General features: G+C 61.7%; 17 protein-coding genes and 1 tRNA gene. 11 read left to right on the top strand and 7 right to left on the bottom strand.

Annotation, left to right across the window (positions count from 1 at the left end; translation table 11 throughout):
- Positions 1-7: 7 nt before the first annotated feature.
- From rpoC to AC07ZH_RS05340, 7 genes are all read left to right on the top strand, one after another.
- On the top strand, positions 8-4,237 hold the full coding sequence (rpoC, locus tag AC07ZH_RS05370) for a DNA-directed RNA polymerase subunit beta' (RefSeq protein ID WP_495198874.1): 4,230 nt from the start codon (positions 8-10) through the stop codon (positions 4,235-4,237).
- A gap of 329 nt (positions 4,238-4,566) precedes the next feature.
- Positions 4,567-5,952 (top strand): 16S rRNA (cytosine(967)-C(5))-methyltransferase RsmB, encoded by a 1,386-nt coding sequence (gene rsmB, locus AC07ZH_RS05365; protein WP_495198873.1) that lies wholly within the window; start codon positions 4,567-4,569, stop codon positions 5,950-5,952.
- Positions 5,953-6,070: 118 nt separating this feature from the next.
- Entirely contained in the window at positions 6,071-6,574 is a 504-nt protein-coding gene (locus AC07ZH_RS05360) for a DUF4390 domain-containing protein (protein WP_495198951.1), read from the top strand.
- On the top strand, positions 6,571-8,865 hold the full coding sequence (locus tag AC07ZH_RS05355; protein ID WP_495198872.1) for a sensor histidine kinase: 2,295 nt from the start codon (positions 6,571-6,573) through the stop codon (positions 8,863-8,865). Before AC07ZH_RS05360 ends, AC07ZH_RS05355 begins: the two co-directional genes overlap by 4 nt.
- A 34-nt stretch (positions 8,866-8,899) precedes the next feature.
- Positions 8,900-9,583 (top strand): response regulator, encoded by a 684-nt coding sequence (locus AC07ZH_RS05350; RefSeq protein ID WP_119110031.1) that lies wholly within the window; start codon positions 8,900-8,902, stop codon positions 9,581-9,583.
- 52 nt (positions 9,584-9,635) lie between these two features.
- Positions 9,636-9,711 (top strand) — tRNA-Phe (locus AC07ZH_RS05345).
- Positions 9,712-10,025: 314 nt separating this feature from the next.
- Positions 10,026-11,279, top strand: a complete 1,254-nt coding sequence (locus AC07ZH_RS05340; RefSeq protein ID WP_495198871.1) for an Hsp70 family protein — start codon at positions 10,026-10,028, stop codon at positions 11,277-11,279.
- Between the two features lie 131 nt (positions 11,280-11,410).
- Here AC07ZH_RS05340 and rsmI read toward each other — a convergent pair whose 3' ends face one another.
- Positions 11,411-12,352 carry a 16S rRNA (cytidine(1402)-2'-O)-methyltransferase gene (rsmI, locus tag AC07ZH_RS05335; protein ID WP_495198870.1) on the bottom strand — a complete coding sequence of 314 codons (942 nt, stop codon included), beginning with the start codon at positions 12,350-12,352 and terminating at the stop codon, positions 11,411-11,413.
- Here rsmI and AC07ZH_RS05330 point away from each other — a divergent pair.
- The 3 genes from AC07ZH_RS05330 to AC07ZH_RS05320 all read left to right on the top strand — a co-directional run bounded on the left by AC07ZH_RS05330 (position 12,352) and on the right by AC07ZH_RS05320 (position 14,067).
- Positions 12,352-12,747, top strand: coding sequence for a YraN family protein (locus AC07ZH_RS05330; protein WP_495198869.1), 396 nt, complete (start codon positions 12,352-12,354; stop codon positions 12,745-12,747). The genes rsmI and AC07ZH_RS05330 overlap by 1 nt on opposite strands.
- Before the next feature lie 79 nt (positions 12,748-12,826).
- Positions 12,827-13,414 carry an SIS domain-containing protein gene (locus AC07ZH_RS05325; RefSeq protein WP_119110035.1) on the top strand — a complete coding sequence of 196 codons (588 nt, stop codon included), beginning with the start codon at positions 12,827-12,829 and terminating at the stop codon, positions 13,412-13,414.
- On the top strand, positions 13,411-14,067 hold the full coding sequence (locus tag AC07ZH_RS05320; protein WP_119110036.1) for a BON domain-containing protein: 657 nt from the start codon (positions 13,411-13,413) through the stop codon (positions 14,065-14,067). The genes AC07ZH_RS05325 and AC07ZH_RS05320 overlap by 4 nt, the downstream gene beginning before the upstream one ends.
- 15 nt (positions 14,068-14,082) lie before the next feature.
- Here AC07ZH_RS05320 and AC07ZH_RS05315 read toward each other — a convergent pair whose 3' ends face one another.
- From AC07ZH_RS05315 to AC07ZH_RS05300, 4 genes are all read right to left on the bottom strand, one after another.
- Entirely contained in the window at positions 14,083-14,997 is a 915-nt protein-coding gene (locus AC07ZH_RS05315) for an NAD(P)-dependent oxidoreductase (RefSeq protein WP_495198868.1), read from the bottom strand.
- Positions 14,998-15,062: 65 nt separating this feature from the next.
- Complete coding sequence (locus tag AC07ZH_RS05310; protein ID WP_495198867.1) at positions 15,063-16,199, bottom strand: PilT/PilU family type 4a pilus ATPase; 1,137 nt, start codon at positions 16,197-16,199, stop codon at positions 15,063-15,065.
- 101 nt (positions 16,200-16,300) lie between these two features.
- Positions 16,301-16,933, bottom strand: a complete 633-nt coding sequence (locus AC07ZH_RS05305; RefSeq protein WP_119110039.1) for a cyclic nucleotide-binding domain-containing protein — start codon at positions 16,931-16,933, stop codon at positions 16,301-16,303.
- A gap of 69 nt (positions 16,934-17,002) precedes the next feature.
- Positions 17,003-18,046 carry a type IV pilus twitching motility protein PilT gene (locus tag AC07ZH_RS05300; protein ID WP_119110040.1) on the bottom strand — a complete coding sequence of 348 codons (1,044 nt, stop codon included), beginning with the start codon at positions 18,044-18,046 and terminating at the stop codon, positions 17,003-17,005.
- 38 nt (positions 18,047-18,084) lie between these two features.
- Here AC07ZH_RS05300 and AC07ZH_RS05295 point away from each other — a divergent pair, with 38 nt between their 5' ends.
- The gene (locus tag AC07ZH_RS05295; protein ID WP_495198866.1) at positions 18,085-18,798 is read left to right on the top strand and encodes a YggS family pyridoxal phosphate-dependent enzyme; all 714 of its coding nucleotides are present in this window, start codon (positions 18,085-18,087) and stop codon (positions 18,796-18,798) included.
- Between the two features lies 1 nt (position 18,799).
- Here AC07ZH_RS05295 and AC07ZH_RS05290 read toward each other — a convergent pair whose 3' ends face one another.
- On the bottom strand, positions 18,800-19,363 hold the full coding sequence (locus AC07ZH_RS05290; protein WP_495198865.1) for a DUF3617 domain-containing protein: 564 nt from the start codon (positions 19,361-19,363) through the stop codon (positions 18,800-18,802).
- An 80-nt stretch (positions 19,364-19,443) separates the two neighbouring features.
- Positions 19,444-20,721, bottom strand: coding sequence for an Nramp family divalent metal transporter (locus tag AC07ZH_RS05285; RefSeq protein ID WP_495198864.1), 1,278 nt, complete (start codon positions 20,719-20,721; stop codon positions 19,444-19,446).
- Positions 20,722-20,805 lie beyond the last annotated feature (84 nt).

Here is a 20,805-nt window from a genome sequence, read left to right as displayed (position 1 = left end):
GAGTCATATGAAATCCCTACTCGACCTGTTCAAGCAATTCACGCCCGACGAGCATTTCGATGCCATTCGCGTCGGCATGGCCTCGCCCGAGAAGATCCGTTCCTGGTCTTTCGGCGAGGTGAAGAAGCCCGAGACCATTAACTACCGCACCTTCAAGCCTGAGCGCGACGGTCTGTTCTGTGCCAAGATTTTTGGTCCGATCAAGGACTACGAATGCCTGTGCGGCAAGTACAAGCGCCTCAAGCACCGCGGTGTCATCTGCGAGAAGTGCGGCGTTGAAGTCACGCAGACCAAGGTGCGCCGTGAGCGCATGGGCCACATCGACCTGGCCGCTCCGTGCGCCCACATTTGGTTCCTGAAGTCGTTGCCGTCGCGTCTGGGCCTGGTGCTCGACATGACGCTGCGCGATATTGAGCGCGTGCTGTACTTTGAAGCCTATGTGATCACCGATCCCGGTATGACGCCGTTGAAAAAGCGCGACATCATGTCTGAGGATGACCACGACGCGAAGCGCAAGGAATACGGCGATGAATTCGTCGCCAAGATGGGTGCTGAAGGCATCCGCGACCTGCTGGAATCGATCGAGATCGACTCCGAGATTGAGCGCCTGCGTGGTGACCTGACCGGTTCCGAAGTCAAGGTCAAGAAGAACGCCAAGCGCCTGAAAGTGCTTGAGGCGTTCAAGAAGTCGGGCATCAAGCCCGAATGGATGGTGCTGGAAGTGCTGCCCGTGCTGCCGCCGGACCTACGTCCGTTGGTGCCACTCGATGGTGGCCGCTTCGCCACGTCCGACCTGAACGACCTGTACCGCCGCGTCATCAACCGCAACAGCCGTCTGCGCCGCTTGCTGGAACTCAAGGCCCCTGAAATCATTGCGCGCAACGAGAAGCGCATGCTGCAGGAAGCCGTGGACTCGTTGCTGGACAACGGCCGCCGTGGCAAGGCCATGACGGGCGCCAATAAACGCGCCCTGAAGTCGCTTGCTGACATGATCAAGGGCAAGAGCGGCCGCTTCCGCCAAAACTTGCTGGGCAAGCGCGTGGACTACTCGGGCCGGTCGGTCATCGTGGTCGGCCCGACACTCAAGTTGCACCAGTGCGGGTTACCGAAGCTGATGGCGCTGGAGCTGTTCAAGCCCTTTATCTTCTCGCGCCTTGAAGCCATGGGTATTGCGACGACGATCAAGGCGGCCAAGAAGGAAGTCGAATCCGGCACGCCGGTGGTCTGGGACATCCTGGAAGAGGTGATCAAAGAGCACCCGGTCATGCTCAACCGTGCACCTACGCTGCACCGGCTGGGCATTCAGGCGTTCGAGCCCATCCTGATCGAAGGCAAGGCCATTCAGCTGCATCCCCTTGTTTGCGCAGCCTTTAACGCCGACTTTGACGGCGACCAGATGGCGGTGCACATTCCGTTGTCCGTGGAAGCACAGATGGAGGCACGCACATTGATGTTGGCGTCCAACAACGTGCTGTTCCCCGCTTCGGGTGAACCCTCCATCGTGCCGTCGCAAGACGTGGTGCTCGGCCTGTACTACGCTACGCGCGAGCGCATCAATGGCAAGGGCGAAGGACTTATTTTTGCCAACGTTGGTGAAGTTCAGCGCGCATTGGACGCGCGTGAGGTGGAACTCGCGGCGAAGATCAATGTGCGCATGACCGAATGGGTCAAGAACAAGACCACGGGCGAGTTCGAGCCCAGCACCAGCATTGTGGAAACCACCGCAGGCCGTGCCTTGCTGTCGGAAATTCTGCCCAAGGGGCTGCCGTTTTCGAACATGAACAAGGCGCTCAAGAAGAAGGAAATCTCCAAGCTGATCAACGTGTCCTTCCGCAAATGTGGCCTGAAGGAAACAGTGGTGTTTGCCGACAAGCTGCTGCAAAACGGCTTCCGCTTGGCGACGCGCGCCGGCATCTCGATTGCGATCGAAGACATGCTGGTGCCGCCTCAGAAGGCCGGCATCATTGAGGCAGCGGAAAAAGAGGTTAAGGAGATCGAGCAGCAGTACGTCTCGGGTCTGGTGACCTCGGGTGAGCGCTACAACAAGGTGGTGGACATCTGGGGCAAGGCCGGTGACGAAGTCTCCAAGGTCATGATGCAGCAGCTGGCCAAGCAAAAGACCATCGACCGCCATGGCAATGAAGTGGATCAGGAGTCATTCAACTCCATCTACATGATGGCCGATTCGGGCGCGCGCGGTTCTGCCGCCCAGATTCGCCAGCTTGCCGGTATGCGCGGCCTGATGGCCAAGCCCGATGGTTCCATCATCGAGACCCCTATCACGGCGAATTTCCGTGAAGGCCTGAACGTGCTTCAGTACTTCATCTCGACCCACGGCGCTCGAAAAGGCCTGGCTGATACGGCATTGAAGACCGCCAACTCTGGCTATCTCACGCGCCGACTGGTCGATGTGACGCAGGATCTGGTGGTTACCGAAGAGGACTGCGGTACCTCCAACGGCGCCTTCATGCGAGCCATTGTCGAGGGCGGCGAGGTCATCGAATCGCTGCGTGACCGCGTACTCGGCCGCACTGTTGCCGAGGATGTGCTGCATCCGGAAACCCGTGCAGTGCTGGCAGTCGCTGGCCAGATGCTGGAAGAAGACCTGATCGAAGAGCTGGAAGCTGCAGGCGTCGATGAAGTCAAGGTGCGCACGGCGCTGACCTGCGAGACACGCTTTGGCCTGTGCGCATCCTGCTACGGCCGCGACCTGGGCCGTGGGGGTCTCATCAACCTTGGCGAAGCGGTTGGCGTGATTGCCGCACAGTCCATCGGTGAACCTGGTACGCAGCTCACCATGCGGACGTTCCACATCGGCGGCGCCGCTTCCCGTGCGGCCATTGCGGCCAGTGTGCAAGCCAAGTCCAATGGCGTCATTGGCTTCAACGCCACCATGCGCTATGTGACCAACTCGAAGGGTGAGTTGGTGGTGATTTCCCGCTCTGGCGAAATCACGATCCACGATGAGCATGGTCGCGAGCGCGAGCGCCACAAAGTGCCGTACGGCGCGACGCTTGCCGTGAAAGCAGACCAGCAGGTCAAGGCAGGCTTGATTCTGGCCAACTGGGATCCGCTGACCCGCCCCATCATTACCGAGTTCGCCGGCAAGGCGCAGTTCGAGAATGTCGAGGAAGGCCTGACCGTGGCCAAGCAGGTGGACGATGTCACCGGCCTGTCGACATTGGTCGTGATCGACCCCAAGCGCCGCGGCTCGGCCAAGGTGGTCAAGCCCCAGGTCAAGCTGATCGATGCCACGGGCAACGAGGTCAAGATTCCTGGAACGGATCACTCGGTGACCATTGGCTTCCAGATCGGGGCACTGATCCAGGTGCGCGACGGTATGGATGTGGGCCCTGGCGAAGTGCTGGCCCGGATTCCTATCGAAGGCCAGAAGACACGCGACATTACCGGCGGTCTGCCGCGCGTGGCCGAACTGTTCGAGGCGCGTACGCCCAAGGACAAGGGCACGCTGGCTGAAGCCACGGGTACTGTCTCGTTCGGCAAGGAAACCAAGGGCAAGATCCGCCTGCAGATCACCGATCCGGAAGGCAAGGTCTGGGAAGAGCTTATCCCCAAGGAAAAGAACATCCTGGTGCACGAAGGCCAGGTGGTGAACAAGGGTGAGTCCATCGTTGACGGCCCGGCCGATCCGCAAGACATCCTGCGTCTGCTGGGCATTGAAGAGCTCTCGCGCTACATCGTTGATGAAGTGCAGGACGTGTACCGTTTGCAGGGCGTGAAGATCAACGATAAACACATTGAAGTGATCGTGCGCCAGATGCTGCGCCGCGTCGTGGTCGAGAATTCTGGCGATTCGAACTACATCGCCGGCGAACAGGTCGAGCGTTCGGAGATCCTCAACACCAATGAGGCGTTGCAGGCTCAGGACAAGCTGCCGGCGACGTACACCAACCTGCTGCTGGGTATCACCAAGGCATCGCTGTCCACCGACTCGTTCATCTCGGCAGCGTCGTTCCAGGAAACGACGCGCGTGCTGACCGAAGCGGCCATCATGGGCAAGCGCGACGAACTGCGTGGTCTGAAGGAAAACGTCATTGTCGGCCGCCTGATTCCAGCCGGTACTGGCATGGCCTACCACCAGGCGCGCAAGGTGAAGGACGCTATGGATGATGCAGAGCGCCGAGCCATCGCCGAAGCGGAAGCTGAGGAAATGGCCGGTGCTACCGAGACCGAATCGGTCGAGGGCGCTGGCGACGACGCAGCAGCTGCTGACTAACTGTCGGTCGCGGTGGGGGTTCTCACCCTTGCCGTGTCAAACTTCGATCCCGGCCTGCCCTGAATGGACAGGCCGGGATTTTTTCATGGCAAGTCGGCCCTGCTGATGGGTATCCGCGCCGATGACGCTTTGCATCCTAGTGTCGTGAGTTGGAAGTTCGTTTCAGAAAGCTGCCGAGAATCGCCGCCATGCCGCGTTGCAAATCCTCGCGATAGCTCCGGCTATCGCTGTGGTTTGCGCCTTGCCTGACGACGATTTCGACAACTTTCACTTTTTCAACCTACTTCCAACTCACGACACTAGCCAATTTGCAGGTTGAAGGAAACACCATGAAGCCATCGGCGACGACCGATTCGGATCAGACCCCCGCTGCCGGTACGCGCTCGGGCAGCCTGAGTGCGCTGCTGCAGCTTGCTGCAAGCGGCCTGCTCCAAATACGCAAAGGGCGTTCTGGCGCCGTAGCGCTTGACGGCGCCGCGCCTGGCTTGCGTCCAGGCGCGCAGGCCCTCCTGTACCACGTGCTGCGCCACTTGGGACTGGCAGAGGCGCTGCGCAGTCGACTTGCACCGCGCACGCCACCGCCAGCGGCCGACGCTTTGCTCTGCACAGCGCTCGCGCTGGCCGCGGCACCCGAGGACATGCCCTATGAAGGGTTCACGCTGGTCAACCAGGCAGTGGAGGCTGCCAAAGGTGATGTCGCCACACGCAAGCAGGCCGCGTTTATCAATGCCTGCTTGAGGCGATTTTTGCGCGAGCGCGATGCCTTGCAGGCTGCCGTAGCAGCAGACCCCATTGCACGATGGAACCACCCGCGCTGGTGGATTGCCCGCATGCAGAAGGAGTGGCCGGACGATTGGCAAAACGTGCTTGCTGCCAACAACTCCCAAGCACCCATGGTGCTTCGAATTAATGAGCGAAAAACCACACTAGCGCAATACATGAAAGCGCTTGAAGCTATCAATATGAGAGCGATTGCGCAGCCGCCTCATGCCGTGGTACTTGAGCGCGCCGTACCCGTGCACCACCTCCCCGGTTTTCCAGAAGGTGTGGTGTCGGTGCAAGACCTATCGGCACAGAGAGCCGCGCCCTTGCTGCTTGCAGGCTTCCCTCCCGGTGCACCGCTGCGGGTGCTTGATGCCTGTGCAGCGCCTGGAGGAAAAACTGCACACTTGCTTGAGTGCACCGGACCCAGCGCGCAAATCCGCGTTACCGCGCTCGATATAGACCCAGTCCGCTGCGAGCGCATCGAGCAGAACTTGTCCCGTATCGGGCTGCAGGCGCAAGTACTGGCGCACGACGCCGCCAGACCGCAGGATTGGTGGCAGCAGTGTTGCGCGGGGGAGCCCTTCGATGCCATATTGCTGGATGCGCCCTGTACGGCGTCAGGTATCGTGCGGCGCCACCCCGATGTCCGCTGGCTGCGCCGGGAATCTGATATTGCGCAGCTTGCCCAAGTTCAGGCGCGGCTGCTTGAAGCGCTCTGGCCTCTCGTCAAGCCGGGTGGGCGCATGCTGTATTGCACTTGCTCCGTCTTCCACGCCGAGGGTGACGATCAGATTAAATTGTTCCTTGCCCACAACAGCGACGCGCGCCTGTTGCCCTCGCCCGGCCATATCCTGCCTGCTGCGGCAGACAGTCGCAACGGGCTCCCCGACAATGTGCACGGGGGACAGGATGGGTTCTACTTTGCCTTGCTACAAAAAATGGAGCGTTAATTTGCGTCTCGTGCGTGCAAGCCGTCTGTTGCGAGCATTTGTTTGGCTGCTGTGGTGTGCTGCCGCTACGGCGCTTGGGCCCCTCGCGCATGCGCAGGGCGCGCCAGCCGTGGCGCATATGGAGGTTGAGCGAAGTCTGGAGGGCCTCTTCCTGAACGTTTCCATGGAGTTCGGCTTGCCTTCGCTCGTGCAGGAAGCGTTGCAGCAGGGCATTCCCATGACTTTTGTGGCCGATGCCGAAGTCACGCGATCGCGTTGGTACTGGTCTGACGAGAAGGTTTCCTCAGTGCAACGCTTTTTGCGCCTGAGCTACCAGCCGCTGACCCAGCGCTGGCGCTTGAATGTGTCCTCGGCGCCGTTCAGCACGTCTGGTCTTGGCGTGTCGGTGGGGCAATCCTATGACCAGCTCTCCGATGTGCTCGCCGCAATGCAGCGGATTGCACACTGGAATATTGCCGACGCGCAGGTGCTGGATGCAGGCACCCCATACCGTGTTCACTTTCGCTTCCAATTGGATATGTCGCAGTTGCCGCGCCCCTTGCAAATTGGTGCCCTCGGCCGATCTGGCTGGAACCTGACCATTGCACGGACCGAGCGGGCCCCCGCCCTGGTCACGCCATGAGTACCGGCGTGGACTTGTCCCCTCGCTCGCGTGCTACTCAGCCATCGCGCGCAGCGCGCTGGGCGATTGGGGTGGGTGTTGCCATCACCGCCGCCATCGCCCTGGTGTTGATGTTCCTGCTCACACTTTCCACCAACAACCGCGCCCTATACGAGCGCAATTACAGCTGGTTGTTTGCCGTCAATGTCGTGGTGGCGGTGGCGTTCCTGGGCCTGCTGGCATGGATCGTCGCGCGCCTCGCGCTGCGGTTGCGCCGTGGCAAGTTCGGCAGCCGCCTGTTGGTGAAGCTTGCCGCCATCTTTGCCTTGGTTGCGTTGGTGCCGGGGGGCCTGATCTATGTCGTGTCGTACCAGTTCGTCTCGCGCTCCATTGAGAGCTGGTTTGACGTCGAGGTGGAAGGTGCGCTCAATGCGGGCGTGAGCCTGGCCCGCACCACGCTGGAAATGCAGTCGACCGAAGCGGCCTCGCGCACCCGTGCCGCTGCCGTGCAGCTCGCGCAAGTGCCCAACGCTGCCGCTGGACTGGTGCTGGAGCGCATTCGCGACCAGTTGGGCGCCAGCGATGCTGCGCTGTGGAGCAGTTCAGGGACTCTGCTGTCGATCGTTGGCCAGTCGCGATTCCGCCTGGATGCCGAGCGACCGAGTGCACAGCAGCTGCGTCTGGTCCGCCAGCAGGGGGCCTGGTCGCAAATCGAAGGGCTGGACGACTTGGGTGACCATGCCACACCACAGGCCTTGCAAAACATCCACGTGACCGCAATAGCCGTGGTCCCTACCACCAGCCTGGGTCTGTTTTCGGCCGAACCGCGCTATCTGCACGTGACGCTTCCCCTGCCGGCGGTGCTGGTGGGCAATGCGGTGGCTGTCCAGGAGGCGAATCGCGAATACCAGGAGCGCTCCCTGGCCCGCGGGGGGCTGCGTCGCATGTACATCGGCACATTGACCCTGAGTCTGTTTCTTGCGGTGTTTGGCGCAGTGCTGCTGGCGGTGCTCCTGGGCAACCAGCTTGCGCGGCCCTTGCTGGTGTTGGCCGAAGGCGTGCGCGAGGTCGCCCAGGGCAACCTTAGTCCGAAGGCGTCGCTTCAAGGCAGAGACGAGCTGGGAGGCCTGACGCGTTCTTTCGCCTTGATGACTCAGCAACTCGCCGATGCACGTGCTGCAGTGCAGAGCAGCATGCTGGCGGTGGACACGGCGCGCGAGCGTTTGCAGACGATTCTCGACAACCTTACTTCTGGGGTGATCGTGATGGATCCATCCGGGCGTGTGCAATCGTTCAACCCTGGAGCTGAGCGAATACTGCATGTGCCTTTGATGCCTGTGCTGGGGCATACGCTGGGGGAACTGCCGGAACTGGTGGAGTTTGACCGGGCGGTGCAGCGCCAGTTTGACAGCTGGCTGTCGCAACGTGACGGGGCGGGGCCGGCGCATTGGCAGCAAACTTTCGAGTTGCACGCTTCGCCTGATGGCGCTCAGCAGCACGCTACGAGCCTCGTCGCCAGGGGAGCCGGCATGCCAGAAAACGCCAGGTTGCTGGTGTTTGAGGACATTACCGAAATCGTTTCCGCACAGCGCGCACAAGCCTGGGGCGAGGTGGCGCGCCGATTGGCCCATGAGATCAAGAACCCGCTGACGCCCATTCAGCTATCGGCCGAACGAATGGAGATGAAGCTCTTGCCCAAGCTGGCAGCGTCTGATCAGGCCATGCTCGCCAAATCCGTCAAAACTATTGTTCAGCAGGTGGAGGCCATGAAGCGGCTGGTGAACGAGTTTCGCGACTATGCGCGCCTGCCCTCGGCAGACCTGCAAGCGCTGGATCTCAATGCGCTGGTGCGGGATGTACTGCACCTCTATGAGCCCGGTGACGTGCGTGTGCCGGTCCATGCCAGGCTTGATCCGCAGTGCCCGCCCATCCTGGGCGATGCGCAGCAATTGCGCCAGGTACTGCACAATTTGGTTCAAAACGCGCAAGATGCAACCGAGCAGATGCTGGCATCCGACCCACAGACAGAGCGAGCAGTCCTCCTGACCACTTCCTTTACCGCAGAGTCAAAGCGCGTACAGCTGGCGGTGCTGGATCAAGGGGCCGGTTTTCCGCCGCATATTCTCCAGCGTGCGTTTGAGCCCTACGTGACAACCAAGGTACGCGGAACGGGCTTGGGACTCGCCGTTGTCAAGAAAATTGCCGACGAGCACGGGGCAGCAATCAAGCTGGCCAACCGTGAACAAGATGGGCGAATATGTGGCGCGCAAGTGTCGCTATCATTTGCGACTGTGCAAACGGCGGCGACGTGAGGTTGGCACGCTGCAGATTCAAGGCATTTCCCACATGGCAAACTTATTGGTGGTCGACGACGAGCTAGGCATTCGGGATCTTCTTTCCGAGATTCTGAATGACGAAGGCCACAGCGTCGATCTGGCAGAAAACGCAACGCAGGCGCGCATTGCCCGCAACGCCAACGACTACGACTTGGTGTTGCTCGACATCTGGATGCCCGACACCGATGGTGTTTCACTGCTCAAGGAGTGGGCGGCGACCGGCCTCCTGACCATGCCCGTCATCATGATGAGCGGTCACGCGACCATTGACACGGCAGTGGATGCGACGCGTATTGGTGCTTTTGCTTTTCTGGAAAAGCCCATTACCTTGCAAAAGCTGCTCAAGGCAGTCGAGCAAGGATTGGCGAGGCACGCCTCGCGTACAGCGCCATCGGTGGCGGTCGTATCCGCCGCTACCGTTTCAGCACCTGCACCGTGTGCCGATCTCACCGTTCCGCAGCTTGCTGCAAGCATGGAGATGGATGCGGGCCCACATGCACACCAAGGCTTTGATCTTGACCGCCCCTTGCGTGAAGCGCGCGATGGGTTTGAAAAGGCCTATTTCGAATTTCACCTTGCACGCGAAGGCGGCTCCATGACACGTGTAGCGGAGAAGACAGGACTTGAGCGCACCCACCTCTACCGCAAGCTGCGCCAACTGGGCGTGGATTTGGCGCGCGGGAAGCGCAATTAGTTGCCGAACATGGCGGAGGCGTCAAGATTTCGAAGCTATAATTTAAGGCTTAGGCCCGGTAGCTCAGTCGGTAGAGCAGAGGATTGAAAATCCTTGTGTCGGCGGTTCGATTCCGTCCCAGGCCACCAGTCAGTATGCGCCCCAGCGCCCGAAAGGGTTCTGGGGCGTTTCTACATTTCCCTCGTGTTTCTAAAAAACCAATGGGCAGATAGATTGCTGGCTCACAGCTTGTTTATTGCCTCAATGGGCTGCATACAGCGGCAGCATCTTGTTGCTAGAGCTTTCATAGGCGTGGCAACACCGCGGCTTTTCATGCAGTGGGCGATGCATTGCCAGCCAAAAGCCGCTCGGTTTGCGAGTGGCAGCTGGCCTGCTTATTGCTGCGCCCTTGCTGCCGAATGCGGCGGCAATTTCACTTATTCAACACACCGTTGCGCTTCTCATGCCTCTTTTGAAGGAAACCACCCTGGGGATTGACTTCGGTACCTCCAACTCGGCGATGGCCGTGCGCCATGCCAGCGGGCCAGCGCGAATGCTCGCTTTGGAGGGCACTGCCCACACGCTGCCAACAGCGCTGTTCTTCAATGCTGAAGACCACCGTACCCATTTTGGGCGCGATGCGGTCGGGCAGTATCTGTCGGGCACTGAAGGGCGGTTGATGCGCTCGCTTAAAAGCCTGCTGGGCAGTGCCTTGCTGCAAGACAAAACGGCGGTGCACAACAGCTTGGTGAGCTATCAAGACATCATTGGTCTGTTTTTGCGCATGCTGGCGCAAAAGTCCCTTGAAGTGCTGGGAGGCATGCCTGGGAGGGTGGTGATGGGGCGTCCGGTGCATTTTGTGGATGGCGAGGACACCCGTGACCGGCAGGCCGAAGAGGCACTGCGCCAAGCGGCGCTGGCGGCAGGTTTCGAGAACGTGTCGTTCCAGCTTGAGCCCATTGCAGCCGCGCTGGACCATGAGCAGCGCATCACGCGGGAGTCCCTGGTGCTGGTTGTGGACATTGGCGGTGGCACGTCTGATTTCACGGTGGTGCGTCTGGGACCCGAACGCATGCGCTACACCGACCGCCGCCGCGATGTATTGGCCACCACGGGGGTGCACCTAGGCGGCACGGACTTTGATCGCCGCCTCAGCCTGGAGCTGCTCATGCCGCTGCTGGGGTTTCGCCATCTGGGACCTACCGGGCGCGAGGTGCCAAGCAGCGTATTCTTTGATCTCTCGACCTGGCATCTGATCCAGTGGCTGTACGCCCCCAGTGCCCTGCGTGATGCCCAGAAATTGCGAGCCGATTACACCGATGCGCGCCTGCATGGGCGGCTGATGCAGGTGCTCAACGAGCGCCTGGGGCACCGCATGGCCAATACGGTGGAGCTGGCCAAGATTGCCGCCTCCATGGACGGTGCCGATGCGCCCATGCCGCTGGATTGGATCGAGCCGGGGCTCGGTGCTGCGGTCACGGCCCAGGGGCTGGGGCATTGCCTGGCACAGCCGCTTCAACAGGTGGTGGCCTGCGCCCGTGAATGTGTGCAACTGGCTGGATTGGGTCCGCAGGGCCTGGACGCCATCTACCTCACGGGCGGCTCTTCGGCCTTGCGGCCACTGCGCCAAGCCTTGAAATCTGCGTTCCCTGACACGCCGCAGGTCGAGGGTGACCTGTTTGGTGGCGTGGCAGCGGGTTTGGCGGTTTCGGGCTGAAGAACCTTGCAACCGTCCGGTGATGGCGGCGGTGAACGAGCGGCGCGGGTGGCTCAAGGGCGCGAAACACTACTAAATAGATAGCTGTTAGCGCTTATGAACAAAGCGCTAGAGGCTATTTTTGATGAAATTCAGCTCGCCTCGCCGTCTGGCGTGGCACCGTCACGTTTCCATTGCAGGGCCGTGTCGTACAGCGTATTGCGCGATGCCCCCGTAATCTCGGCCGCCAGGCGCACGGCGGTCTTGAGGGGAAGCTCCTGCAGCAGCAGGCGCAGCACCTGCAGGTTTTTGCCGTCGTCGCTGGCCACTGCGGTGGGGTGCAGCAGGACTACAAACTCACCTCGGGAGCGCTGGTGTGAGCCCTCCAGCCATGCCGTCAGCGCCTGTGCGGGCTGGGTGGTGATTTCTTCAAACTGTTTGGTGAGTTCGCGCGCCAATGTCACCGGGCGTTGGCCCAATACCGCCAGGGCCTGGGCCAGTTCGCCGATGCGGTGGGGGGCCTCCAGCAGCACCACGCAGCGGGCCTCATGGGCCAGTTGCTGCGCAATCAGGGTGGCGCGTTCGGCGCTCTTGGCGGGCAGGAACCCGGCAAACACAAAACCGTCTTGTCCGCCACTGTGTGCCACGGCGCCGGCAGCACTCAGCGCGGTGGTAATGCTGCTGGCGCCGGGCAGGGGCACGGCGCGCAGCCCGGCAGCCTGCACCGCAGCGACCAGGCGGGCGCCAGGGTCGCTGATGGCTGGCGTTCCAGCGTCGCTGACATAGGCCACACGCTGTCCCTGCTGCAAGCGCGCAATCACAGTTTGGGCACCCTCCTGCTCGTTGTGCTGGTGCAGCGCCAGCAGCTGGGCGCCGGTTTTCTCAATGCCGTAGCTGCGCAGCAAGCCTTGCGTGTGCCGCGTGTCCTCGCAGGCGATGCTGTCTGCCAGTTGCAGCACGTGCAAGGCGCGCAAGCTGATATCGGCCAAATTGCCAATCGGCGTGGCGACCACATACAAGGTGCCTTGGGGATAATGCTGAGCCGATGCAGCGTCGCTGGCGGCGCGCAGGGCAGAAGCGAAAGAGGCGCTCAATGGGATTCTTTCAAAAGGCGGTGCGCCTCGCACCGACCGCCAAGACCACGCGTGAGCATGGCAACGAGGCTGAAGACTGGGCTCTCGCACACTTGCAAGCTGCCGGGCTGCAGCTCCTGGAGCGCAATTATCGGACGCCAGGGCGTGGCGGCGGCGAAATTGACCTGATACTGCGCGCCCCTGATGGCACGGTCGTGTTCGTCGAAGTGCGGCGCCGTGGCACGGCAAGGTTTGGCGGTGCCGGCGCCAGCATTCAAGCGACCAAGCGGCGGCGGATCGTGTTTGCGGCGCGCCATTACCTGATGCATTTGCGCACGCTCCCCCCTTGCCGTTTTGATGTGGTGCTGGTCGAGGAGGGCATTGAGTGGTTGCAGGCGGCGTTCGATGTCGGCTAAGCCAGCATGTACGTGTTGCTACAAAAGCTGTAACACGGCAGGTTTATGATCTGCGCCTCTGCGCCGCAATTAGATTTTTATGCTTGAGCAACGCATCCAACAGCACTTTATTGACAGCGCCGACCTCAAATACCAGGCGGCGCAATTGCTGTGCAAGCCTGTTTCCGACGCCGTGCAGGCGTTGCTGGTGTGTGTGACCAGCGGCGGGAAGATTCTCGTCTGCGGTAACGGCGCTTCTGCGGGCGATGGCCAGCAGTTTGTTGCGTCGTGCGTCGCGGGTTTTGAGCGCAACCGCCCTGAGCTGGCGGCGCTGGCCTTGAGCGTGGACGGTTCGCTGCTGACCGGTAGCGCCGACCCCAGCCAGCAGTTTGCGCGACAGGTGCGCGCACTCGGTCAGGCCGGAGACGTCTTGTTGTTGCTGTGTATTGCCGGGAACGACGCCAATCTCTTGGCAGCCGTCTCGGCAGCGCATGAGCGCGAGATGATTGTCATAGCGCTTACCGGGCGCATTTCAGGCGCGCTCGGTGGGCTGCTTCGGGAGACCGACATCGGAATCGGCGTGCCGCATGAGCGTGCAGCGCGCGTTCGCGAGGTCCATGCTTTGGTGCTCAATTGTTTGTGCGACGGCATAGATGAGCAATTGTTTGGTGAACAGGAGATTTCATGAAATTTGTCTATCCGACCAGGCTCCTGGTCAGTCTTTTGGCTGCTGCCACGCTGGCAGGTTGCGCCGCACCACTGATTCTTGGCGGTGCTGCAGTGGGCGGAATGGTGGCGATTGACCGTCGCACCACCGGCACCCAGGTGGAGGATGAGGGCATCGAACTGCGTGCCACCAACCAGATTTTTGGCGACTATGGTGACAAGGTGCATATCAACGTCACCAGCTTCAACCGCCAGGTACTGCTGACCGGCGAAGTGCCAACGCAGGAAGTGCGCGATGCGGTTGCGCAAAGGGTCGCCAAGGTGGCGAATGTGCGCTCCATCGTGAACGAGCTGGCGGTGATGCCCAGCACGCCCCTTACGCAGCGCTCCAACGACACCTTCATCACCGGAAAAATGCGCGCCAGCTTGGTCGATGCCAAGGACCTGACAGCCAGTGCGTTCAAGGTCGTGACCGAGCGCGGGGTGATTTACCTGATGGGTATCGTCAGCCAACGCGAAGCGAAGCGGGCAACGGCCATTGCCCGTGGTGTGACCGGCGTGCGCAAGGTGGTGCGGGTGTTCGAGTACGTGAGTGACGACGACTTGGCGCGCATGAATGCGCCTGCTCGTGCTCCCGTGACTGACACCAACAGCGGGACGGCGCCGGCCAAGTAAGGCGCGGCGTGCGGATCAGTCGAACCGCTTGATGAGGCTTGACGTGTCCCAGCGCTGCCCGCCCATGCGCTGCACGTCGGCGTAGAACTGGTCCACCAGTGCGGTGACTGGCAGTTGCGAGCCGTTGCGGCGCGCCTCGGCCAGCACCAGTCCCAGATCCTTGCGCATCCAGTCGACGGCAAAGCCGAAATCGAATTCACGCGCCGCCATGGTTTTGCCACGGTTATCAAGCTGCCAGCTTTGTGCTGCGCCTTTGCCGATGACGTCAAGCACCTGGGGCAAATCAAGGCCTGCGCGCTGGCCGAAGGCGATAGCTTCGGCCAATGCCTGCACCAGGCCGGCAATGCAGATCTGGTTCACCATCTTGGTCAACTGACCGGCCCCCGATTCGCCCAAGCGGGTGAAGGCGCGCGCGAAGGCCATGGCGAGCGGCCGAGCGGCGTCAAAAGCGGCCTGATCGCCACCGCACATCACGGTAAGCTGGCCGTTCCTGGCGCCGGCTTCGCCACCCGAGACGGGGGCGTCGATAAAAGCGAGGCCCAGCGTGCGCGCTGCGCCGTGCAGTTCGCGCGCCACCTCCGCCGAGGCCGTGGTGTGGTCCACAAAGATGGCTCCCGGCGCCATGCCGGCAAAGGCGCCGTCGGCCCCCAAGGTCACGGCACGCAGGTCGTCGTCGTTGCCGACGCAGCAGAATACGAAGTCGGCGCCTTGCGCAGCCTCACGGGGAGAATTGGCGTGTTTTTGGCCGCTAGCGCTTGTGTACTCTGCGCACCATGCTATCGCTTTGGAAGCGGTTCGGTTGTACACCGTGACCGAATGGCCAGCGCGTGCCAAATGTCCGGCCATGGGATAGCCCATGACGCCAAGGCCCAAAAAGGCGATTTTCTTCGCAGGTGTGGCTTCGTAGGTGCGTGCAATGATCGAGGACATAGGCAATAAAAGTAGCGCCGTCGCTGGGACGGCGTGCAACCGCCGTGTGGACGGCGGGGGGTGGATCAGACGATGACGAAGTGCTCGGTGCCGGCTGCCAGATCGGTGGTCTTTGCGCGCTGGCTGCTGAGTTTGATCTGCAGGCGCAGGTCGTTGAGAGAGTCGGCGTTGCGCAGCGCGTCTTCGTAGGTGATGACATTGGCTTCGAACAGGTCGAAGAGCGCCTGGTCAAAGGTCTGCATGCCGAGATTGCGGCTCTTTTTCATGATCTCCTTGATCTCGGCGACCTCGCCCTTGAAGATCAAATCGGAAATGAGCGGTGTGTTCAGCATGATCTCTACCGCTGCAGCGCGGCCCTTGCCGTCCTGCTTGGCGATCAGTCGCTGCGAGACCAGCGCGCGCAGGTTCAGCGACAGATCCATCAGCAACTGCGCGCGGCGCTCTTCGGGGAAGAAGTTGATGATGCGGTCCAGCGCCTGGTTGGCGCTGTTGGCGTGCAGCGTGGCCAGACACAGGTGGCCGGTTTCGGAGAACGCAATGGCGTGCTCCATGGTTTCGCGGTCCCGGATTTCGCCCATCAGAATCACGTCGGGAGCTTGGCGAAGCGTGTTCTTCAGTGCTGCTTCCCAGCTTTCGGTGTCGAGCCCGACCTCGCGCTGAGTCACCACGCAGTTCTTGTGCGGATGCACGAATTCCACCGGGTCTTCCACCGTAATGATGTGGCCGAAGCTGTGCTCGTTGCGCCAGTCGACCATGGCGGCCAGGGTGGTCGATTTGCCCGAACCCGTGGCGCCCACCAGGATGCACAGGCCACGCTTGGTCATGGTCACGTCCTTGAGCACCTGCGGTACGCCGAGGCCGTCAATGGTCGGCAGCGTGAGCGGAATGACGCGCAGCACCATGCCCACGCGGCCCTGCTGGATGAAGGCGTTGACCCGAAAGCGCCCGATCCCGGAGGGCGAAATGGCGAAGTTGCATTCCTTGGTGCGCTCGAAGTCCGCCGCCTGCTTGTCGCTCATGATGGCGCGCGCCAGCGTCAGCGTGTGGCTGGGTGTCAGCGGCTGGGGCGAGACTTTGGCAATGGCGCCATCGACCTTGATGGCGGGCGGGAATTCCGCCGTGATGAACAAATCGCTGCCGCCGCGGCCGACCAACAGCTTGAGCAGATCGTTGATGAATTTACTGGCCTGATCGCGTTCCATCGCATAGTCCTCTCAGCATCGGCGCAGGCGCCGCCCAGTGCAGTGCGAAACACCCTTTCCCGGAAAGGCCCGAGAAGGCGGTGCGCCGCGCATTGCAGTGCTTATTTTTGGTTTTCACTCAAACGCGCGCTCACCGCGCGCAGGCGCAGCGAAAGCTTGCGTGCCAGCAGGGCCACCAGACTGGCGGCCAATTGCGGGTCTTTCACCATCATGTCGTCCATGCCCTCGGCGGAGAGGACGGCGATTTCGCAATCGGTTAGCGTTGTGCAGGCAGAAAAGCGGATGCCGCTGTCGAGCAGCGACATCTCGCCCAGGATGTCGCCTGGACGCGTCTCCGCCAGGCGCAATTGTTCCCCCCAGGGTTGAATGCGGTCTACCGCAATGGTGCCTGTCAGCAGCACCACCATGAAATTGCCATATTCGTCCTGGCGGATCACGTCGCGGTTGGACTGCACGTGGGCAAATTCAAAGAACTGCTCCATGCGCCGCACCGCATCGTTGTCCAGGTGCGCCATGTATTTGTCCTTGGCCCACAGCGCCTGCAGCAGCTTGCCGCCGCGGCTGGCTGGGAGGCGTTTGGCACCCACTTCCACCGCGCGCGCTTCCCAGGGCACCAGCATGTTCGAATCGACACCCTGGTTGGCGAAGGCGGTAGAGAAGAAGACGGAATCGCTGTGCTCCGCCTGGGACTTGGCGCTGCGCGTATTGCGCAGCAGGCCGAGAATGCCTTTCATGGGGTGCTCCGGTGGGCGGCCGCTGGGTCGCCAAAAGACGAAAGAAAACGACGAAGAATGGGCACGGCCTCAACCCGGGAAATTGTCCGGAATCTTGGCTTTGCTGCGGGCTTCGGCGGGGCTGATGATGTTGCGGCGCACCAAGTCGGTCAGGTTCTGGTCCAGCGTCTGCATGCCCACGCTGTTGCTGGTCTGGATGGTGGAATACATCTGCGCCACCTTGGCCTCGCGAATGAGGTTGCGGATGGCACTCGTGCCCAGCATGATCTCGTGCGCCGCCACGCGGCCCGAGCCGTCTTTGAGCTTGCACAGGGTTTGCGAAACCACCGCCTGCAGCGACTCGGACAGCATGGCGCGGACCATTTCCTTTTCTTCGGCGGGGAACACGTCGATGATCCGGTCGATGGTCTTGGCGGCGCTCGACGTGTGCAGCGTGCCGAACACCAGGTGGCCGGTTTCTGCTGCAGTCATGGCAAGGCGAATGGTTTCCAGGTCGCGCATTTCGCCCACCAGGATGGCGTCCGGGTCTTCGCGCAGCGCCGATCGCAGGGCAGCGGCGAACGACAGCGTCATCGGGCCGACTTCGCGCTGGTTGATCAGGCATTTCTTGGATTCGTGCACAAACTCGATCGGATCTTCGATGGTCAGCACATGGCCGTATTCGCTCTCGTTCAGGTGGTTCACCATGCCGGCGAGCGTGGTTGACTTGCCCGAGCCCGTGGGGCCGGTCACAAGCACCAAGCCGCGCGGCTTGAGCGCGAGGTCGGCGAAGATCTTGGGGGCGTTGAGTTGTTCCAGCGTCAGAATCTTGCTCGGAATCGTGCGGAACACGGCGGCGGCGCCGCGGTTCTGGTTGAAGGCGTTGACCCGAAAACGTGCCAGGCCTTCAATCTCGAACGAGAAATCGACCTCCAGGAATTCTTCGTAGCTCTTGCGCTGCGAGTCGCTCATGATGTCGTACACCATGGCGTGGACCGTTTTGTGGTCCAGCGCGTCGACGTTGATGCGCCGCACGTCGCCGTGGACCCGGATCATGGGCGGAAGGCCTGCGGAAAGGTGCAGGTCAGACGCCTTGTTTTTGACGCTGAACGCCAGCAGTTGGGTGATGTCCACGGGATTCCCTCGGTCGTTTGGTACGCTTGGCAAACATTATGACCACGATTGCATGCAAGTTCCAAGAGGTGCGCACCCGTATCGACGCCGCGTGCCGGGCTGTCGGACGCGACCCGTGCGAGGTTGGGTTGCTGGCGGTTTCCAAGACCTTCTCCGCAGACTGTGTTGCCCAGGTGGCACGTCTCGGTCAGCAAGCCTTTGGTGAGAACTACCTCCAGGAGGGAGTGGACAAAATCGCACAGTTGCGCGCAGCCGGGTGGACCTCGCTGGTGTGGCATTGCATTGGTCCGGTGCAGGCCAACAAGACGCGGCTGGTCGCTGAGCACTTTGACTGGCTGCAGACACTGGACCGCGAAAAGATCGCACGGCGCCTTGCGGATCAGCGGCCTGCGCAGCTCGCACCCTTGCAGGTGTGCATTCAGGTCAATGTCGACGGCGGTGCCAACAAAGCTGGCGTAGCGCCGGACGAGGCGCTCGCCCTGGCACGTGTAGTGGCGCAATTGCCGCGTCTGTGTCTGCGGGGGGTGATGAGCATTCCCGAGCCAGCGCCGGATTTCGATACCCAGCGTGCCCTGCATTTGCGCGCCCGCAAGGTGTTCGACGAGATTCGGGCGGCTGCCGTGCCAGGCTGTGAACGCTTCGATACGCTGTCGCTGGGCATGACAGGCGACCTTGAGGCCGCCATCGCTGCGGGGAGCACGCTGGTGAGGGTCGGAAGCGGCCTGTTCGGCACGCGGCCGCAGAGAGCCTGAGTCAGCGCTTCTTGCGCGGCGCTGCGTTCATCGCCCCTGTGCAGTCGTCTTGAAGCCAGCGGCCCTCGGCGTCCATGGTGGTCTTGCGGGGCCTGCCATTTTCCGTCACGGTGCTTTCGTTGTGCATCGTATAGGCCGTGGGGCTGGAGAAGGTGACGGTGGCCTCGCCTTGCACCACGGGATCGGTGCACTGGTAGCTGTAGGCCACGGTATTGCCCGAGCGGTTGGCGGGCGCCGTCTTGCAGTTGCCTTTCTGCAGGGGCACTTCAAGGCGCGATGCCTCCTCTGGCGTGACACAGCTTTTGACGCGCATGCCGCTTTGTCCGTCCATGGACACGCCTTGTCGCGCGAGCATGGCTTGCATCTGCGTTCGCTGCGCTGGCGGCATGCTGGCCATCTGCGCCTGCATTTGTGCCATGGCGTCCTGCGTGGCCTTGTCGGAATGCTGGATGTGCGTGCTGATTTCCCACAACCCAGGCTTGACCGACTGGGCCATGGCAGGTGCGGCCAGGGTGCAGCCGGCGCACAGCAATGCGGCAGGCCAGAAACGGAGAGGGCGGTGCATGGCGGCTCCTTGTGAAAAACGGGGTGAGAGCAATTGTTGCCTTTGACCCCCATTCGGGACAAGCCCTTGGGACGCTGGCGTCAGGATGTATTGCCACTGCTTGCCAGCATGGCCAGTACCGCCAGCAGCATCACGGCAAACGCCAGCCACCCAAAAATCCGGTGGCGCAGGCTGAGCGTGTGCTCGCCCAGAATCGATTCGCGTGAACCAATCACCATCAGTACGGCCATGATAGGGACGGCGATAACGCCATTGACCACGGCACTCCAGACCAGCGCCTTGATGGGGTCCAGCGGCGTGAAATCGAGCAGCGTGCCCACGACAGTGGCGCTGATCAGCACGGCGTAAAACCCCTTGGCTTCCCCCAGGCGGTGGTCCAGCCCTGATCGCCACTCAAACACGTCTGCTACGGCGTAGGCCGCTGAACCTGCGAGCACCGGCACCGCCAGCATGCCGGTTCCCACAATGCCCAGCGCAAACAGCGTGAAAGCAAAATCGCCTGCAATCGGCTTGAGCGCTTGCGCCGCCTGCGCGGTGGTCTGGATGTCGAAATGCCCATTGGTGTGCAGGGTCAGCGTAGTCGCCAGCATCACGCACAGCGCAATGACATTCGAAAACCCCATGCCAAATTGGGTATCCAGCTTGATGCGGGCCAGATGTTCACGCATGAAGCGGGTGCTGTTGATGGGCTCCTCCAATGCCTGGCCGCGCTGGCGTAACTCGGCCTCTTGCGAGGCCTGCCAGAAAAACAGGTAGGGGCTGATGGTGGTGCCCAGCACGGCGACCACCATCATCCAGTACGCACTGCCGGCACCTGCTTCAGGCAGGATCGACTGGTGCAGCAAGGTGGCCCATTGCACATGCAGCACCAGCACCACCACGACATACGAGAGCAATGCCAGCGTCAGCCATTTGAAGACGCGCACCATGCCATCGTAATTGAACCAGACCGGAAACACGGCGCACAGAGCGCCAAACAGCAAGGCGTGGCCGTGCTGGCCACCGCCCACTACAAGCTGTAGCGCTTCGCCCATGGCGGCAATATCTGCTGCGATATTAAGGGTGTTCGCCAGCACCAGCATGACCACCAGCGACAGGCTGAGCCAGCGCGGCAGGACGCGGCACATGGTGGCGGCCAGTCCGCGGCCGGTGACCCAGCCAATGCGTGCGCTGACCATCTGGATGGCGATCATCAGGGGTGTCGTGATCACCAACGTCCATGCCATGCCCACGCCAAACGCGGCGCCCGCTTGAGAGTAAGTCGCAATCCCGCTCGGATCGTCGTCGGCGGCTCCGGTGATCAGGCCGGGGCCCAGCTGGCGGCTGGCGTGGCGGATTTCGTCCGGTAGGAGGTGCATGGCAGCAAAGCGGCTAGGGTGGCGTACGAACAGCGTGGCCCGCGCGATTGTGCAGCCAGGCCTGGCGTGCAACGCAGCTGCCCA

The organism is Simplicispira sp. GW247-4R2A (genome assembly GCF_059424465.1).
This window is presented reverse-complemented; position numbering and strand designations above follow the sequence as displayed.

What these genes read in the sequence shown, in the direction of transcription:
- rpoC (WP_495198874.1), top strand. Translation starts at nt 8, where the DNA reads ATGAAATCCCTACTCGACCTGTTCAAGCAATTCACGCCCGACGAGCAT.
- rsmB (WP_495198873.1), top strand. Translation starts at nt 4,567, where the DNA reads ATGAAGCCATCGGCGACGACCGATTCGGATCAGACCCCCGCTGCCGGT.
- AC07ZH_RS05360 (WP_495198951.1), top strand. Translation starts at nt 6,071, where the DNA reads ATGGAGGTTGAGCGAAGTCTGGAGGGCCTCTTCCTGAACGTTTCCATG.
- AC07ZH_RS05355 (WP_495198872.1), top strand. Translation starts at nt 6,571, where the DNA reads ATGAGTACCGGCGTGGACTTGTCCCCTCGCTCGCGTGCTACTCAGCCA.
- AC07ZH_RS05350 (WP_119110031.1), top strand. Translation starts at nt 8,900, where the DNA reads ATGGCAAACTTATTGGTGGTCGACGACGAGCTAGGCATTCGGGATCTT.
- AC07ZH_RS05340 (WP_495198871.1), top strand. Translation starts at nt 10,026, where the DNA reads ATGCCTCTTTTGAAGGAAACCACCCTGGGGATTGACTTCGGTACCTCC.
- AC07ZH_RS05330 (WP_495198869.1), top strand. Translation starts at nt 12,352, where the DNA reads ATGGGATTCTTTCAAAAGGCGGTGCGCCTCGCACCGACCGCCAAGACC.
- AC07ZH_RS05325 (WP_119110035.1), top strand. Translation starts at nt 12,827, where the DNA reads ATGCTTGAGCAACGCATCCAACAGCACTTTATTGACAGCGCCGACCTC.
- AC07ZH_RS05320 (WP_119110036.1), top strand. Translation starts at nt 13,411, where the DNA reads ATGAAATTTGTCTATCCGACCAGGCTCCTGGTCAGTCTTTTGGCTGCT.
- AC07ZH_RS05315 (WP_495198868.1), bottom strand. Translation starts at nt 14,997, where the DNA reads ATGTCCTCGATCATTGCACGCACCTACGAAGCCACACCTGCGAAGAAA.
- AC07ZH_RS05310 (WP_495198867.1), bottom strand. Translation starts at nt 16,199, where the DNA reads ATGGAACGCGATCAGGCCAGTAAATTCATCAACGATCTGCTCAAGCTG.
- AC07ZH_RS05305 (WP_119110039.1), bottom strand. Translation starts at nt 16,933, where the DNA reads ATGAAAGGCATTCTCGGCCTGCTGCGCAATACGCGCAGCGCCAAGTCC.
- AC07ZH_RS05295 (WP_495198866.1), top strand. Translation starts at nt 18,085, where the DNA reads ATGACCACGATTGCATGCAAGTTCCAAGAGGTGCGCACCCGTATCGAC.
- AC07ZH_RS05290 (WP_495198865.1), bottom strand. Translation starts at nt 19,363, where the DNA reads ATGCACCGCCCTCTCCGTTTCTGGCCTGCCGCATTGCTGTGCGCCGGC.
- AC07ZH_RS05285 (WP_495198864.1), bottom strand. Translation starts at nt 20,721, where the DNA reads ATGCACCTCCTACCGGACGAAATCCGCCACGCCAGCCGCCAGCTGGGC.